Genomic DNA, 15,854 nt, shown 5'->3' on the forward strand with positions numbered 1-15,854 from the left:
GTACCCGGCCGATCATCACCAAAACGCGCAAGTTCTTGCACAACCAGCGGCGATTCTTTCCCGGTACATTGGCCGGGTGGTGACGAGGCTCTCCGAGGTGGCGAAGTACGCCGGATACAGCGAGGCGACGGTCAGCCGCGTCCTGCGCGACGTCCCGGGCATCGGCGCCGACACCCGCAACGCGGTCCTGACCGCGCTCGACGTCCTGGGCTACCAGCGCCCGACCCGCCACCGGCGCGAGCTCGGGAGCCTGGTCGGCATGGTGCTGCCCGACCTGCACAACCCGATATTCCCCGCCTACGCCGAGGCGATGGCCGGCGCCCTGGTCCGTCACCAGCTCATCCCGGTCCTGTGCACCCGCACCGCCGACGGCGTGTCCGAGGCCCACTACATCGAGATGCTCCTGGCCCGCAAGGTTGCCGGGATCGTGTTCGTGGGCGCCAGCTACGTCGACGCCGGCCCGGAGCAGGTCAAGGCGCTGCGGGCCCGCAGGTTGCCGATCGTGCTGATCAACGAGGCCGACGAGAACTCGGGTGTACCGCGCGTGGCCGTGGACGACGCCGAGGCGGCCGACCTGGCCGTGGCGCACCTGCGCGAGCTGGGCCACCGTCGGATCGGTCTGATCGTCGGCCCCCGTGGCCACGTCCCGTCCGAGCGCAAGTTGGCCGAGTTCCTGCGGCTGACCGGCCGCCCCGACCTGGTGGCGCACACCCTGTTCTCGATCGCCGGCGGCCAGAGCGCGACAGCCGCGCTGCTGGCCGCCGGCGCCACCGGCGTGGTCTGCGCCAGCGACACCCTGGCCCTGGGCGCCATCCGCGGCGCCCGCAAGCAGGGCCTGCGGGTGCCGGAGCAGCTCTCGGTGGTCGGCTTCGACGACTCCGTCTACATGCCGATGATGGACCCGCCGCTGACGACCGTCCGCCAGCCGATAGCCGCGATCGGTGTGGCCGCGGTCAACGCCCTGGTCGCCCAGATCGAACGCCGCCCGGTCTCCCTGGACGAGGAGCTCTTCGAACCGGAGCTCATCGTCCGCGGCTCCACCGCCGCCGCCCCGGCCGACTGACGATCTTCACGCCGCTTCTTGCACCCTCCCCCGTCTCGGCCGCCGCGCCGGTTCACCCGTCCGCGGCGAGGGCGTCCGCGCGCCGGCCGGCTGCCGCGCGTGACCGGCCGGCTCACCGTCCGGCGGCCATGAGCTCCAAGGTGTCGACCACGCGGTTGGCGAAGCCCCACTCGTTGTCGTACCAGCCGACCACCTTCACGTGGCGGCCGTCCACCCGGGTCAGCGCCGAGTCGAAGATGCACGACGCCGGGTCGCCGGCGATGTCGCTGGAGACGATGGGGTCCTCGCAGTACACCAGCACGCCCTGCAGTCGTCCTTCGGCGGCGTTGCGGTAGGCGTGCAGGACCTCGTCGCGCGTGACGTCGCGGCTGACGAACGCGTTGAGCTCCACCAGCGAGCCGACCGGCACCGGCACCCGGATCGAGTCACCGGAGAGCTTGCCGTCGAGCTGGGGCAGGACCAGGCCGATCGCCTTCGCGGCGCCGGTCGTGGTCGGCACGATGTTGACGGCGGCGGCGCGGGCCCGGCGCAGGTCGCGGTGCGGGCCGTCCTGGAGGTTCTGCTCCTGGGTGTAGGCGTGCACCGTCGTCATGAACCCGTGCTCGATCCCGGCCAGCTCGTCGAGCACCGCGGCGAGCGGGGCCAGGGCGTTTGTCGTGCAGGAGGCGTTGGACACGATCGTGTGACGCTGCGGGTCGTACCCGTCGCTGTTCACGCCGTACGCCAGCGTGATGTCGGCGCCGGCCGAGGGGGCGCTGACGAGCACCTTCGCGGCACCCGCATCGAGGTGGGCCCGCGCGGCGTCGGCGGCGGTGAAGCGCCCGGTGGCCTCCAGGACGATGTCGACGCCGAGCTCCTGCCACGGCAGCGCCTTCGGCTCGCGCTCGGCGAGCGCCCGGATCTCCCGCTTGTCGACGATGATCGCGCCGCCGGCCGCCACGACCGGGCGGTCGAGCCGGCCCAGGGTGGTGTCGTACTGCAGCAGGTGGGCGAGCACGTCCGGCCCGGCCAGGTCGTTGACGGCGACGACCTCGAGGCGGCTGCCCCGCTCGAGGATCGCCCGCAGCACCCCGCGGCCGATGCGCCCGAACCCGTTGATGGCAATTCGTGTGGTCATGTCGTAATGGTGGGCTTTTGTCGGCTTAGGCGACAGCCGACGCCTCGCCAGTCTCCGCAAGCATCGCGCCAGGCCGCCGGCGCTCGTCAAGCGGCACGCCCGGCCGGGCGAACGTGCGGCGGTACTCGCTTGGCGACGTCCCGAGGATCCGCTGGAAGTGCAGCCGCAGGTTCGAGCCCGTGCCGAGCCCGACCTGGCCGGCGATCTGCTCCACGCCGAGCGAACTGCGCTCCAGCAGTTCCCGGGCCCGGTCGACGCGGGCCCGCAGGATCCACTGCGTCGGCGTGTAGCCGGTCTCCTCGACGAACCGCCGCGACAGCGTCCGCTCGCTGACGTTGGCGTTGCGGGCCAGGTCGGCCAGGGTCAGCGGCTCCCCGAGGCGCTCCAGGGCCCAGTGCCGGGTCGCGGCGAAGTGCTCGCCGACCACCTCGGGCACGCTGCGCGGGATGTACTGCACCTGCCCCCCGCTGCGGTACGGCGCCGCGACGAGCCGCCGGGCCACGACGTTGGCGAGGGCCACGCCGTGGTCGCGGCGGACGAGGTGCAGGCAGAGGTCGATCCCGCTGGCCGCCCCGGCCGAGGTGAGCACCGCCCCCTCGTCGACGAACAGCACGTCCTCGTCGACCCGGATGCCGGGGTGCTTCTGGGCGAGCTGGTGCGTGTAGTGCCAGTGGGTGGTGGCCCGCCGGCCGTCGAGCAGCCCGGTCGCGGCGAGCGCGAACGCCCCGGTCGAGATGGCGGCGAGCCGCACCCCGCGGGCGTGGGCCCGGCGCAGCGCCCGGACGACCTCGGCGGGCGGATCGTCGCGGTCGGGGTTGCGGTACCCCGGGATGAAGATCGTGTCGGCCGCGTCGAACGCCTCCAGCCCCTCGGCCACATGGTACGCCAGCCCGTCGCCACCCGCGACGAGCCCGGGCGCCGCGCCGCAGACGTGCACCGCATACGGCATCCCCGGCCGGTTGGTGAACACCTGCGCCGGGATGCCCACGTCGAGCGGCTTGGCCCCGTCGAGCACCAGGACCACCACGCGGTGAATCGCCTCCACACCAGCAGCGTCACATCACCGCCGGCGCCGCGACAGTGTCCGGATAGCCATGCACCGCAAGTTTCCCGCCACCGCTCGCCCGGCCGCACCGATCGACGGCCTGGCGTGCCGGACGTAACATTCGCAACCGTCGACTGTTACGCTCGTTACATGCCGGAGCCACTCCTGCTCATCAGCACGTCGACGGCCGGTGCGGCGGCGAGCGTGCGGGTGATGATCTGGCGCAAGCTGCGCTCGCTCGGCGCGCTGTACATCCAGCAGTCGGTGTGCCTGCTCCCGGCTCGCCCGCCGATCGTCCGGCAGGTCCAGCGCCTCACCGGCCGGGTCCGCGCCGACGGTGGCGTGGCGCAGGTGTACACGATCACGGTGCCCGACCCGGCGCAGTACGCGGATCTCGTCGCCCAGTTCAACGCCGCCCGCGACGCCGAATACGCCGAGGTCGGCGAGCGCACCCCCGAGCTGCTGGCCGAGCTGGCGCTGGAGACCGGGCGCGGCCGGGCCACGTACGCCGAGGTCGAGGAGTCCGAGGCCGACCTCCAGCGGTTCCGGTCCTGGCTGGCGAAGATCACGGCGCGGGACCATTTCGGCGCACCCGGGCGCAGGGCGGCGGCCGCGGCGGTCGAGGCCTGCGCCGAGGCCCTGGCCGCGTTCGAGACCGCCGCCCTGCACGCCGAGGCGGGGCCCGCATGACGGCGCACACCTACTTCGACGAGCCCGCCGACGCCGTTCTTCATGCTTTGGGGGGTACCGCCACAGGGCTCCCGGCGGCCGAACGGGCCGCTCGGCGCGCACGGTACGGGCCCAACCGGCCGGGCCCGGTGCGCCGGCCGAAACGCTGGCTGCCGGAGCTGGCCGAGGCGTTCACCGAGCCGCTGCAGCTGCTCCTGATCGCCGTCGCCGTGCTGTCCGCCGTGTTCGGGGAGCTGTCCGACGCCGTGGCCATCGCCGCCGTCATCGCGGTCGTGGCGGTACTCGAAACCAGCACCGAAATGCGGGCGGCCCGGTCCATCGAGGCGCTGCGGGCGATGACGGCACCGACCGCGCGGCTCGTCACACCCGGCGGTGTCCGGGAGGTGCCGGCGGCCGACCTGGTGCCCGGCGACGTGGTGGCCGTCGAGGCCGGCGACGTGGTCCCGGCCGACGCCCGCGTCATCGCCGCCCGGGGCCTGCGGGTCGACGAGTCGACGCTGACCGGCGAGGCCGCGGCGGTGGGCAAGAGCGCCGTCGCGGTCCCGGCCGGCACGCCCCTGGCGGCGCGGTCGAGCATGCTGCACGCCGGCACCGCTGTCGTCGCCGGTGACGGCCGCGCGGTGCTCACCGCGACAGGCACGCACAGCGAACTCGGGCGGCTCGGCCGCCTGGTCGCCGAGACCCGGGAGCCGCCGACACCGCTCCAGCGCACCCTGACCCAGCTGGCCAAGGCGGTCCTGGTCATCGCGATCGCGGCGAGCGTCGCCGTCCCGCTGGTCGGGGTCCTGGCCGGCCAGCCCGTGCGCGACATGCTCCTGTCGGGCCTCACCATCGCCTTCGCCACGGTCCCGGAGGAGCTGCCGATCCTGGTCGTGGTCCTGCTCGCCGTCGGCGGCCGCCGGCTCGCCCGCCGCGGTGCGCTACTGCGCCGCCTCCGGGCCGGCGAGACGATCGGCGCCGTGGACGTCATCGTGACCGACAAGACCGGCACGCTTACCGAGAACCGGCTCGAGCTCACCGAGCTCGTCGGCGACCGCCGGGCGATCCTGACGACGGCCGTCGCCGCGTACCCGCCGGGCGGCCGGGAGCCGATGGAGCAGCAGCTGCTCGCCGCGGCCGCCGCCGAGGGCATCGCGGAGCCGGGCCCGGCCCTCACCGGCCACCCGTTCGACCCGCAGCGCAAGCTCCTCAGCCGCGTGCACCGCACCGCCGGCGACGGCCTGCGGCTGGCCGTCGCCGGCGCCCCGGAGGCGGTGCTGGAGCGCTGCGTCCTGGCCCCGGCCGCCCGGGCCCGCATCGAGGCCGAGGTCGCGGACCGGGCGCGGCGGGGCCTGCGGGTCATCGCCTTCGCGGAACGGTCACTCACCGGCACCCCCACCGCCCCAGCCGAAGACGGCGACCCAGCCGACCACGAGCCCACCGGCGGCCCGGTCGATCTGGATCTCGCGGGCGGCTCGGCGGACGGCGCCTCCACCGGGGGCCGGGGCCTCACCGGCGGTTCAGCCGATCGCGACCTCGCCGGCGACACGGGCGAGCGGGAGGTCGTTGGCGGCTCAGCCGATCGCGATGCCACCGGCGGCGTGGGCGATCTGGATCTCGCCGGCGGCGTGGGCGAGCGGGATGAGGTGGAGGCCGGGCTGCGGTTCACGGGGTTGGCGTGCTTCACCGACCCGCTGCGCCCCGACGTCGCCGCCGCGGTTGCCACGTTGCAAGGCGCCGGGGTCGCCACGATCGTCGTCACCGGCGACCATCCGGAGACGGCGGCCGCGGTGGCCGCCGCGGCCGGCCTGCCCACCGCAGCGGGCGCCGCGCCGGTTGCAACGTTGCATGGACCGGGTACCACCACGATCGCTCGGCCCGGCGATACCCGCGAGACCGCGGCCGGCCGGCCCGACGCCGACCGGCCCGCCGCCGCCGACCGGCTCGCCAACGCCGGGCTGTCCGCCGCCGCCGGCCGGCTCGCCACCGCCGGGCCGTCCGCGGGGCGGCTGGTCGCGCGCGGGGACCTCCTCACCGACGCGAGCGACGAGGAGCTGGCGCCGCTGCTCGTGCACGGAACCGTCGTCGCCCGGGCGACCCCGGCCGCCAAGCATCGCCTCGTCCAGGCACTGCAGGCCCGCGGTCACACCGTGGCCGTCACCGGCGACGGCGCCAACGACGCCCCCGCCCTCGCGGCCGCGGACGTCGGCATCGCCATGGGCCGCCGCGGCGCCGACCTCGCCCGGGCCGCCGCCGACATCGTGCTGACCGACGACGCGTACCCGACAGTGGTGGCCGCCGTCGCCACCGGCCGCAACATCGGTGCGCAGCTGCGCCGGGCCGTCGCCTTCTACCTCGGGGCGAAGGTCGCCCTCGTCATCGTCCTGCTCACCGCCCTCGCGGCCGGCCTGCCGGTGCCGTTCGCCCCGGTCCACATCGTGCTGCTCGAGATCTTCATGGACCTCGGCGCCTCAGTCGCGTTCGTCGCCGAGCCCACCGCCCCGCACGCCATGCACCGCCCGCCCCGCCCGTCCGGCCCCCGCTTCCTGGACCGCGCCGCGGTCACCGCCATCGCGACAGTCGCCGTGACGCTGACCCTGGCCGTCCTGCCCGGATACCTGCTGCTGGCCCACGACAACCCACCCACCGCCCGAGCCGCCGCCGTCCTCGGCTGGCTCGCGGGCCACGCCCTGATCGCGTGGACGTTGCGGACCCGGCCCGGGCTGGCGTGGCGTACCAACGCCGCATTTCCGGCCTGGGCCGCAGCCGCCACGGCCGTCGCGCTACTGGCCACACTGACCCCGGCCGGCCGCCTCCTGCACCTCGATCCCCTCACAGCCCGCGACACGGCCATCGTCACCCTGACCGTCGCCGCCGCCGTCATCCTGTCCCTGGCAACCGCCCGCGCCACGCACCTGCGCGACCGCCTCTGACCACACCCGCCCCAGTGCGACGTCGCCGGAGCTGCGCTACCGTCCGACCCGGTAATCGCAGCACCACGATCCGCGACCGGGGCCGACACCAGATCACACCCGGCGCGACCGCCGCCGCCAATGCAACGCAAGCTCCGGCTCGGGCGGCCTGCCGGCCCTGTGGCGTTCGGATGCGACGGTCGCGGCCGGTGCGGTCAGGGCGTGTGCTCACCGTCCGGTGCCAGGATTGTGGTGACGGCATCGGCGAGGCTTGGAGGCGGCATGGGGTGGCGGGAGCGGCTCGGGGCGATCGGGGTCTGGCGGGGCGTCGGGCTCGTCGACGCGGTGCTGGCCGGGCGGATCGAGGCACTCGGGTATGGCACGCTCTGGCTCGGTGGGTCGCCCGGCGCCGATCTGCTGGCGGCCGAGGCGGTGCTCGATGCGACACAGACGCTCGTCGTGGCCACCGGGATCGTCAACATCTGGCGGGCCGACGCGGCCGAGCTGGCGGCGGCGTACCACCGGGTTCAGGCCCGCCATCCCGGGCGGCTCCTGCTCGGGATCGGGTCCGGGCACCGGGAGGCGGACGCGGGGCGGGCGCGGCCCGTGGAGGCGATGTCGGCGTACCTGGACGTGCTCGACGACCGCGGCGTGCCCGTCACGGACCGGATACTGTCCGCACTCGGGCCGCGGATGCTCGCCATGGCGGCGGCGCGGGCCGGGGGCACGCACCCGTATCTCACCGTGACGGCGCAGACACGCCAGGCCCGGGCCACGCTCGGGGCCGGGCCGCTCGTCGCCCCCGAGCAGACAGTCGTGCTCGACGCCGATCCGGAGTCGGGTCGGCGCGCGGCCCGGGCGTTCCTGTCGCGCTACCTCGGCATGTCCAACTACACCACCACCATGCGCCGGGCCGGGTTCACCGACGCCGACGTGGCCGGCGGCGGCAGCGACGAGCTCGTCGACGCGATCATCGCCCACGGCGGGCCGGACACGCTCGCGGCAGCGGTCCGGGCCCATCTGGACGCCGGGGCCGACCACGTCTGCGTACAGGTCCAGCCCGCCGACAGCGACATCACGCCGGCCCTGCGCGCGATCGCCGAGCACGCACACCTGTAACCACGCGCACACATCCCGCGGCAGCAGATCGCCGCGTCGCCGAGTCACCGCGTCACTACCGAGTCACCACGTCACTACACAGCCGGACCCACGGGCGATCGTCGAGCGCGCACACCCACAGCCACACACACGCATCCCAGCGGCAGCAGGCCATCGAGTCACCACGTCATGACACAGCCGGCCTCTCACACGATCACCGAGCGCTCACACCTGCAGCCACGCACACGCATCCGGCGGCAGCAGGCCATCGGTCACCACGTCACTACAGAGCATGATTCGGGTGTACTGCGGCAGCCTCGCACCAGCACCACTGAAGTTCACGACGCACACGAACGTGTCGCCGCGCCGGAAGGCCAGGACCCCGTCGTCGCCGGCGAGCCAGGCCGGGTCCTCCGGCAGGTGCACGAGGTGTTCGCGGCGCAGGGCGAGGGCCTGGCGGTACAGCCGCAGCGTCGATTGTGGATCGGAGTCCTGGATTTCGACGGTCTGGGTCGACCAGGACTGCGGCTGGGGCAGCCACGGGGCCGTCGACCCCGGCGGCGAGAAGGCGAACGGGGGTGCGGTGCCCGCCCACGGGAGCGGGACGCGGCACCCGTCGCGGCCGCGGTCGGTGTGCCCGGAGCGCTCCCACGTCGGGTCCTGGATCCGGGCGAGCGGGATGTCCTCGACCTCGGCCAGGCCGAGCTCGTCGCCCTGGTAGACGTAGACGCCGCCGGGCAGGGCCAGGGTGAGCAGGGCGGCGGCGCGGGCGCGGCGGCGGCCCCGGTCAAGGTCCGTGTACGCACCGTGACGGCGGTTGCCGAGGTCAAACGTCGTGTCCTCGCGGCCGTAGCGGGTGACGTGACGGATCGTGTCGTGGTTGGACAGGACCCAGGTCGGTGGCGCGCCGACCAGGTGGTGGGTGGCCACGGTGTCGTCGATTGTCTTGCGGACCGCGTTGGGCTCCCAGGCGCAGCACAGGAAGTCGAAGTTGAACGCGGAGTGCAGCTCGTCCGGGCGCAGGTAGCGCACGAACTGAGCCGTCGTCGGCAGCCATACCTCACCCACGAACACGCGCGGATCGACGTAACTGTCAGCGATGCGCCGCCACGCACGGTAAATCTCGTGGACGCTCTCGTGGTCCTGGTACGGCAGGTCGGCCGGGTCCGGCTCCGGGCCGACGTCCGGCAGGCCCGGCGTCTTCATGAGCCCGTGCGCGACGTCGATGCGGAAGCCGTCGACGCCGCGGTCGAACCAGAAGCGCAGGACGTCCTCGAACTCGGCCCGCACACCCTCGTGCTCCCAGTTCAGCTCGGGTTGCTGGGGGGCGAACATGTGCAGGTACCACTCACCGTCGGGCAGGCGGGTCCAGGCCGGGCCGCCGAAGTACGAGCGCCAGTCGTTCGGCGGCAGCTCACCGGCCGGCCCCCGGCCGGGGCGGAACCAGAACCGCTCGCGGGCCGGGTCCCCGGGCGGCGCGGCGAGCGCCGCCCGGAACCACGGATGCCTGTCGGAGCAGTGGTTCGGCACCAGGTCGACGAGGATCCTAAGGTTGCACGCGTGCGCCTCGGCCAGGAACCGCTCGGCGTCGGCAAGGGTGCCGAACAGCGGGTCGATGTCGCGGTAGTCCGCCACGTCGTACCCGCCGTCGGCCATCGGCGACACGTTCCACGGCGTGAGCCAGAGCGCGTCGACGCCCAGGTCCCGCAGGTACGGCAGCCGCGCCCGCAGGCCGGCGAGGTCCCCCACGCCGTCCCCGTTCCCGTCGGCGAAGCTGCGCAGGTAGATCTGGTAGATGGCGGCCGTGCGCCACCAGGTCGGGCCGGGCATGAACGTGATCCCCTCGTTGAACCGAAAGTGCCGAACCGCTTACCGCTGGTGTGTTCACCGCCGCCCGGCGACGCCACCCACCCGCCGGCGCCACCGGTCACAGCGGGTGCCACCGATCCCGGCCGCCGTCGCCACGCACCCGCCGGCGCGACCGGTTACAGCGGGTGTTCTCAGCCCCCGTCCGTCGCTGCCAGCCGCCGCTATCGGTGGCCGCCGCCGGTGGCCGGTCGCGGTTGGTCGCCGCTGCCCGCTGCCGGTGGCCGGTCGCAGTTGGTCGCCGCTGGTGGCCGGTCGCGGTTGGTCGCCGCTGCCCGCTGCCGGTGGCCGGTCGCAGTTGGTCGCCGCTGGTGGCCGGTCGCGGTTGGTCGCCAGTCGGCTACCAGCTTCCAGCTGCCGGTTGCCAGCTACCGGCTGCCGGCTGCCGCTGGTCGTTCGCCGGGCCCCGCCAGCCGTGTGTCGACTACCAGCCGGTGTTGCCGGGCCCCCGGGTGATGACGAAGCTGCCCGGGTTGTTCAGCCCGCCCGCCGCGGCGCCGGTGACAGTCACGTAACTGGCCGTCATGGCGCCGGTGACATTGAGGAGGTCGATGCCCCAGGTGCCGGCGCCGGTGATGACGACGTGGTCGAGCCGCAGGTCGGCGATGCGGTGGCCGTCACTCAGCAGCACCGCCTGATATGTGCTGTCCACAATGGACAGGTTGGAGACGATGACCGGGGTGGTGATGTCGGACTGGTTGGCGTAGATCCACAGCGCGCCGAGGTCCGAGTTCCAGTTCGGCTCGTGGCCGCCGGTGCGGGTCAGAGTGTTGCGGGTGACCGTGGTCGGGCCGCTGAACGGGATGCCGAACCGGCTGCTGACGGCGATCCCGGCCGAGCCGGTGACGGTGTCGGAGAGCAGGTTGTCGGCCACCGTGTTGCCGCTGCCGCCGTAGATGCCGACCGCGTTGGCCAGCAGCGGGGACTGCACCGTGTTGAACGTGTACGCCGAGTTCGACACCGCGTGCGTCTGCGAGAACATCGCCAGGGCGTCGTCGCCGGTGTTGCGGATCGCCGACTGGTCGAGGCGGACGTTCTGGACGGTGCCGTTGTAGGCGTTGAGGTTGACGCCGTCGGCGATGGTGTCGGCGATACGCAGGGCGACGGCGTAGAGACCGTCGGTGCCCGCGCCGACCCACAGGCCGGTCTTCGTGTGCTCGATGCGGACGTCGAACAGCAGTGAGCCGGTGCCGAAGTTCCCCTCGATGCCCGTGTCGAAGTTGGTGTCGTCACGGTAGGTGACGTCGCCGGACATCGTCAGGTCGGCGATGGTGACGCCGGAGCCGGTCGCGAAGAAGCCGCCCTTGCCGCTGCGCCCCCGCACGGTGCTGTACCACTGCCCGGCGCCGCGCACCGCCACCCCGGCCAGGTTGATCCGGCTCGTGATGTCGAACGTCCCGGCCGGAATCCACACTCCCTGCCCCGACGAGCGGGCCGTGGAGATCGCGTTGTTCACGGCATTGGTGTCATCGGTACCGTCGTTCGCCGTCGCCCCCGCGGAGGTGATCGACACGAAGCCGGTCGGCATCGAGTACGCGGCCGCGACCTGCTCGGCGTCGACCACGTCGATCGTGTAGGAGCTCGCCGTGTCCGCCGCGTCCTTCTGCAGCCTCAGCACCGTACCGGCGGGAAAGTCGCCGATCGTCGAGCGCACCTCGTCGAAGAAGTGGTGGGCCGAGCCCTGCGACGGCACGTTCGTGTACGGGTAGGCGCCGTAGACCCACGAGTACTTCGAGGTGAGCGCGATGTCCCTGACGTGCGCGCCGTTCGCGTAGAGCGAGATCGGCGCGCCGGCCCCGGCCCCGTCGGCGCTGTCCGGGATCGAGTAGCGGATGGTGAGCGCGTTGGCCGGCCTGGTCAGCGTGAACTGCACGTACTGCCCGGTGCTCGTGAGCTGCACGGCCGAGCGCCCGGTCGCCTCGCTGGCCAGGCTCAGGTACGTCCGGCTGGGCGCGAGCTTCGTGCCGTTGGTGGTGGCGTCGGCCGCGCGGTACTCGACGTACGGCACCGTCGCACCCCGGCTCGACAGTGGTTGACTACCGTCGACATTGACGGAGTCGATGTTGATCCCGTCGGCGTTGACCGCGGTGTCGACCTGCCAGCCGATGAGGTTGACCCCGGCCCGCAGCGTCACCGTCTGCGTCGCGGAGGTCCAGGTCGCCGCGGCCGGCAGGCTCACCTGAGCGGCCTTGATCCCGTTGACGTACTGCGACAGCGGCTGCGCGGCCCCCGACGTGTTGCTGTACCGCAGCGAGACCTGCCGCGATCCCGCGGCCGGCGAGTTGACGGCGACGATGACCCGCGCTCCGACCGCCGTGAACCCGGTCAGGTAGCCGCCGCCCGAATACCCGCCGGCCGCCGTCGCGAGGCGCGGTCCACCGGAGAAGAACGCGGTCTCGGCCTCGTAGCCCGCCCCGGAACCGCCGGTGCCGCCGGTCCCGCCGGACGTGGATGCCGACGGCGTCGGCGATGGCGATGACGAGGCGCTCGGGCTGGATGCCGGTCCGACGGTCAGGCTGTCGAGGTTGACGTTGCCGGAGTCCGCGCTGTCGAACCGGTACGCGACAGTGTTCGAAGCGGCCGTCAGGCTCACCGCCTCGGTCGCCATGCCCCAGGTGTCCCAGCTCGCGGTGGCCGGCAGACTGATCTGGCGCAGCCGCACACCACCGACGTACAGCGACAGCGTCTTGGCCGACCCGGTCCCGTTGGCGTAGCGCAGCGTGAGCGAGCCCGTGGCCGGCACCGTGAACGAGGTCGCCGCGCTGCCCTTGTTCCCGTCCGTGTACCCGCCGACGAACCCGGTGCCGGTGTACCCACCGTGGTCGGAGGCGACGACCGCCCCGCCGGACAGGACCGCGTTCTCCGCCTCCAGACCGCCGGCGGCGGCCGTCGACACGGTCAGGCTGTCGAGGTTGACGTTGCCGGAGTCCGCGCTGTCGAACCGGTACGCGACAGTGTTCGAAGCGGCCGTCAGGCTCACCGCCTCGGTCGCCATGCCCCAGGTGTCCCAGCTCGCGGTGGCCGGCAGACTGATCTGGCGCAGCCGCACACCACCGACGTACAGCGACAGCGTCTTGGCCGACCCGGTCCCGTTGGCGTAGCGCAGCGCGAGCTGGTTGCCCGCCTGCACACTGAACGTGGTGGCCGCGCTGCCCTTGTTGCCGTCCGTGTACCCGCCGACGAACCCGCTGCCGGTGTACCCGCCGTGATCGGTGGCGACCGACGCGCCGCCGGACAGGGTGGCCGACTCGGCCTGATAGGTGGCGGTGGCCGCAGCGGCCGGGGGTGCGCTGAGGGCGATGGCGGCGCCCACGATGACCGCGGCAGTGGCGGCCGCCGCAGCGATCACCCGGCGGCGCGGGCCGGCGATCAGTCGTCGTTGCATGGGGTGTCCTCCCTTCGGACGAACGGTTACGGGGTCAGTGCGCGTAGACCTCGAGCTCGGACAGCTGCGCGGCGGGCCAGCCGTCGTTGGCGGTGAACGTGAGCGTCAGAGTGCGCAGCGTGGTCGGCGGGAAGGTGATGGTGACCGCGTTGCCGGTGTCGGGGTTCAGCGTGTAGCCGGCCGCGGCCACGAGCGGGGCGGTGCCGTTGCTGACCGCGATCCGCTCGGTGCGGGTGCCCCAGTTGGCGGGCAGGCGAAGGACCAGGCGGCCGACGGTCCGCTCGTCGCCCAGGTCCAGGGTGACCGTCTGGGGGAACGCGTTGCCGGCCGACTCGAAGTAGGTGCCGGAATCGCCGTCCACCAGGTTCGCCGGGCCCAGCCACGACAGTGCCTGCGAGCTCGACGCGATCTGCTGGCCCAGTGCCAGGTTGCCGTCGGGGTCGAAGCCGATGCCGCGGACGGACACGACGTACGGGCCGGCCGGCGAGCTCGTCTCCAGCATGATCCGGTCGGCGAAGATGCCCGCGTGCTCGGGGTTGAAGCCGACGGTGACGGTGCACGTGCCGCCTACCGGGATTCGGGTGCACGGCGTGGTGGCGGTGTAACCGGGCGGGGTGTGCAGCCCGCGGATGACGATTGGGTCCGGGCCGGGGTTGCCCACCGTCACCGTCCTGGTAGCGGTGGAGTGCAGGGCCAGGTTGCCGAAGTCGAGGGCGTCGGCGCTCAGCCGCAGGGCGCCGGCCGGTGGGAAGCCGCACCGCGACGACGACCAGCCCAGGTTGCCCGGGCCGCGCTCGAGCAAGAAGCCACTGCCGCAGCTGTACTGCCCGGAGGCGCCCAGGCCCGCGGCGACCAGCCAGGACAGGCGGGCCGAGCCGGGCGACTGCCGCTGCAGCGCGAACGTTCCGGCCCGGATGACCGCCACCCGGTCCAGCCGGACGTTGTCGATCCGCTGCCCGAAGAACTGGACCGCCGCGAACGGGCTGTCCACGATCGACACGTCGTGCACGTCGATCGCGCCGGCCATCGGGGCGTCGGCGGCGTAGAACCACAGGGCGGCGACCTCCTCCGGCGGGTTCGGCACCAGGGCGCCGGCGCGCAGGATCACGTTGCGGGCGATCGTCGTCGTCCCGGCCAGCGGTACCGCGCCGAAGCGGTTGCCCACGTGGATGCCGCCGCCCTGGGTGACGGTGTCGGCAGCGACACTGTCGGTGACGGCGTTGTCGCGGCCGCCGTAGACGGCGAAGGCGTTGGCGAGCAGCGGGGCGACCACGGTGTCGTGGACGAACGCGTTGTCGTGGTCGGCGTTGGCGTCCGACCACATCGCGAGGCCGTCGTCGCCGGTGTTGCGGACGTACGTGTCCCGGATCGTGGTGTGCGCGACGCCGTTGTGCAGGTTGACGCCGTCGGCCATCGTGTTCTGGATCCGGGCGTGACTCACGGTGAGACCGTCGCTCGGGCCGTCGAACCACATGCCGACCTTCGTGTGCTCGATCCACACGTTGTCCACAGTGGACCCACTGCCCATGACCCCACCGAGCCCACTGTCCGAGGTCGAGTCGTCACGCACGACGGTGTCCCCCGCGATCGCGAAGTCCGCGAGATGCACGGCCGCGGACCCGTCCCCGTAGACCCCGACTCCGCGACCGGAGAGCACCGTGTGCCAGGGCCCGGCGCCGCGAACCGTGACTCCGGAGGCGGTGAGGTGCCGCGGCACGCGATAGGTCCCGGCCGGCAGCCAGACGCCCCTGCCCTGCGCCTTCCCCGCATCGAGCGCGGACTGCACTGCTGGACCAGAATCGACGACACCTGTCGGGTCGGCACCGAAATCGACGACATCGACAAAACCGTCGGGTTTCATCGACGATCGACCGACAAGCTCAAAATCGGCGAGGTCGATCGAAATCGACGTCGAGGCGGTCAGACGGACCCGCGAACCGGCCGGCACAGTGCGGCCGAGCAACGCATGGGTGTCGTCGAAGTAGTGATGCTCGCCGCCGTCCGCAGGGTTGTTCGTATACGGGAAGTTGCCGTACACGTGCGAGTAGCGGGCGGTCACCGGCAGCTCGACACCCGCCGAGGAACCGGTCGAGGCACCCGGCAAGGAACCCGGCGAGGCACCGTTCCAGCCGCCCGGCAACGCGCCCGGCGAAACACCGTTCGAGCCGCCCGGCAACGCACCCGCCGAAGCATCGTTCGAGCCGCCCGGCAACGCACCCGCCGAAACACCGTTCCAGCCGCCCGGCAAGGAACCCAGCGAGGCGCCGATCGAGCCGCCCGGCGAGGAATCCAGCGAGGCGCCGATCGAGGCGCTCGGCAAGGAACCCGGTGAGGAAACGTTCAAGGCACCCGGCGAGGCGCCGATCGTCACGCGTAGCGTCGCGTCGGGGCTGCCGTCGGGCAACGAGTACCGGACGTTTATCGCGTCCGCCCGGGCCGACAGCACGAACTCGACCCACTGCCCGGCCCGCAGGCTTACCGCCCGCCGCCCCGACGCCTCCGCGACAAGCGTGGTGAAGGCGTACCCGGGCCCGAGCCGGGCACCGTTCGTGAACGCGTTCTCGGCCTCGTAGGTGGTGAACGGGGTGTCGGCGCCGGGCGGGGCGGCGGTCGCGCCGGCCGGGGCGGGGTGGCACAGGACGGCAGCGACGAGCGCCGCCGCGGACACAGCACGCGGCAGGAGACGTGTCATGGTCGAT

9 protein-coding genes are annotated in these 15,854 nt (G+C 73.1%); 4 read left to right on the forward strand and 5 right to left on the reverse strand.

Translation table 11 applies throughout. The features are described 5' to 3' along the window. Window positions 1-76: 76 nt before the first annotated feature. Window positions 77-1,063 (forward strand): LacI family DNA-binding transcriptional regulator, encoded by a 987-nt coding sequence (locus Dvina_RS28590; protein ID WP_223092429.1) that lies wholly within the window; start codon window positions 77-79, stop codon window positions 1,061-1,063. 112 nt (window positions 1,064-1,175) lie between these two features. On the opposite strand, the gene gap is transcribed toward Dvina_RS28590, so the two are convergent. After that, window positions 1,176-2,180, reverse strand: coding sequence for a type I glyceraldehyde-3-phosphate dehydrogenase (gene gap / locus Dvina_RS28595; RefSeq protein WP_223092430.1), 1,005 nt, complete (start codon window positions 2,178-2,180; stop codon window positions 1,176-1,178). Window positions 2,181-2,205: 25 nt separating this feature from the next. Further along, complete coding sequence (locus Dvina_RS28600; protein ID WP_223092431.1) at window positions 2,206-3,225, reverse strand: GlxA family transcriptional regulator; 1,020 nt, start codon at window positions 3,223-3,225, stop codon at window positions 2,206-2,208. Between the two features lie 150 nt (window positions 3,226-3,375). Between Dvina_RS28600 and Dvina_RS28605 the strand changes: the two genes are divergently transcribed. The 3 genes from Dvina_RS28605 to Dvina_RS28615 all read left to right on the forward strand — a co-directional run bounded on the left by Dvina_RS28605 (window position 3,376) and on the right by Dvina_RS28615 (window position 7,925). Continuing rightward, on the forward strand, window positions 3,376-3,915 hold the full coding sequence (locus Dvina_RS28605; protein WP_223092432.1) for a Chromate resistance protein ChrB: 540 nt from the start codon (window positions 3,376-3,378) through the stop codon (window positions 3,913-3,915). Then, window positions 3,912-6,827 (forward strand): cation-translocating P-type ATPase, encoded by a 2,916-nt coding sequence (locus Dvina_RS28610; RefSeq protein ID WP_223092433.1) that lies wholly within the window; start codon window positions 3,912-3,914, stop codon window positions 6,825-6,827. The genes Dvina_RS28605 and Dvina_RS28610 overlap by 4 nt, the downstream gene beginning before the upstream one ends. A 261-nt stretch (window positions 6,828-7,088) precedes the next feature. Next, entirely contained in the window at window positions 7,089-7,925 is an 837-nt protein-coding gene (locus Dvina_RS28615) for a TIGR03620 family F420-dependent LLM class oxidoreductase (protein ID WP_223092434.1), read from the forward strand. Window positions 7,926-8,129: 204 nt separating this feature from the next. On the opposite strand, the gene Dvina_RS28620 is transcribed toward Dvina_RS28615, so the two are convergent. From Dvina_RS28620 to Dvina_RS28630, 3 genes are all read right to left on the reverse strand, one after another. After that, window positions 8,130-9,734, reverse strand: coding sequence for a glycoside hydrolase family 13 protein (locus Dvina_RS28620; RefSeq protein WP_223092435.1), 1,605 nt, complete (start codon window positions 9,732-9,734; stop codon window positions 8,130-8,132). Between the two features lie 460 nt (window positions 9,735-10,194). After that, complete coding sequence (locus tag Dvina_RS28625) at window positions 10,195-13,155, reverse strand: CBM35 domain-containing protein (RefSeq protein WP_223092436.1); 2,961 nt, start codon at window positions 13,153-13,155, stop codon at window positions 10,195-10,197. A gap of 34 nt (window positions 13,156-13,189) precedes the next feature. Further along, window positions 13,190-15,847 (reverse strand): glycosyl hydrolase family 28-related protein, encoded by a 2,658-nt coding sequence (locus Dvina_RS28630; protein ID WP_223092437.1) that lies wholly within the window; start codon window positions 15,845-15,847, stop codon window positions 13,190-13,192. Window positions 15,848-15,854: the final 7 nt, after the last annotated feature.

Origin of the sequence: Dactylosporangium vinaceum, from assembly GCF_019904175.1 — a bacterium.
In the GTDB taxonomy this organism is placed as follows: domain Bacteria; phylum Actinomycetota; class Actinomycetes; order Mycobacteriales; family Micromonosporaceae; genus Dactylosporangium; species Dactylosporangium vinaceum.

What these genes read in the sequence shown, in the direction of transcription:
- Dvina_RS28605 (WP_223092432.1), top strand. Translation starts at nt 3,376, where the DNA reads ATGCCGGAGCCACTCCTGCTCATCAGCACGTCGACGGCCGGTGCGGCG.
- Dvina_RS28625 (WP_223092436.1), bottom strand. Translation starts at nt 13,155, where the DNA reads ATGCAACGACGACTGATCGCCGGCCCGCGCCGCCGGGTGATCGCTGCG.
- Dvina_RS28610 (WP_223092433.1), top strand. Translation starts at nt 3,912, where the DNA reads ATGACGGCGCACACCTACTTCGACGAGCCCGCCGACGCCGTTCTTCAT.
- gap (WP_223092430.1), bottom strand. Translation starts at nt 2,180, where the DNA reads ATGACCACACGAATTGCCATCAACGGGTTCGGGCGCATCGGCCGCGGG.
- Dvina_RS28630 (WP_223092437.1), bottom strand. Translation starts at nt 15,847, where the DNA reads ATGACACGTCTCCTGCCGCGTGCTGTGTCCGCGGCGGCGCTCGTCGCT.
- Dvina_RS28620 (WP_223092435.1), bottom strand. Translation starts at nt 9,734, where the DNA reads ATGCCCGGCCCGACCTGGTGGCGCACGGCCGCCATCTACCAGATCTAC.
- Dvina_RS28615 (WP_223092434.1), top strand. Translation starts at nt 7,089, where the DNA reads ATGGGGTGGCGGGAGCGGCTCGGGGCGATCGGGGTCTGGCGGGGCGTC.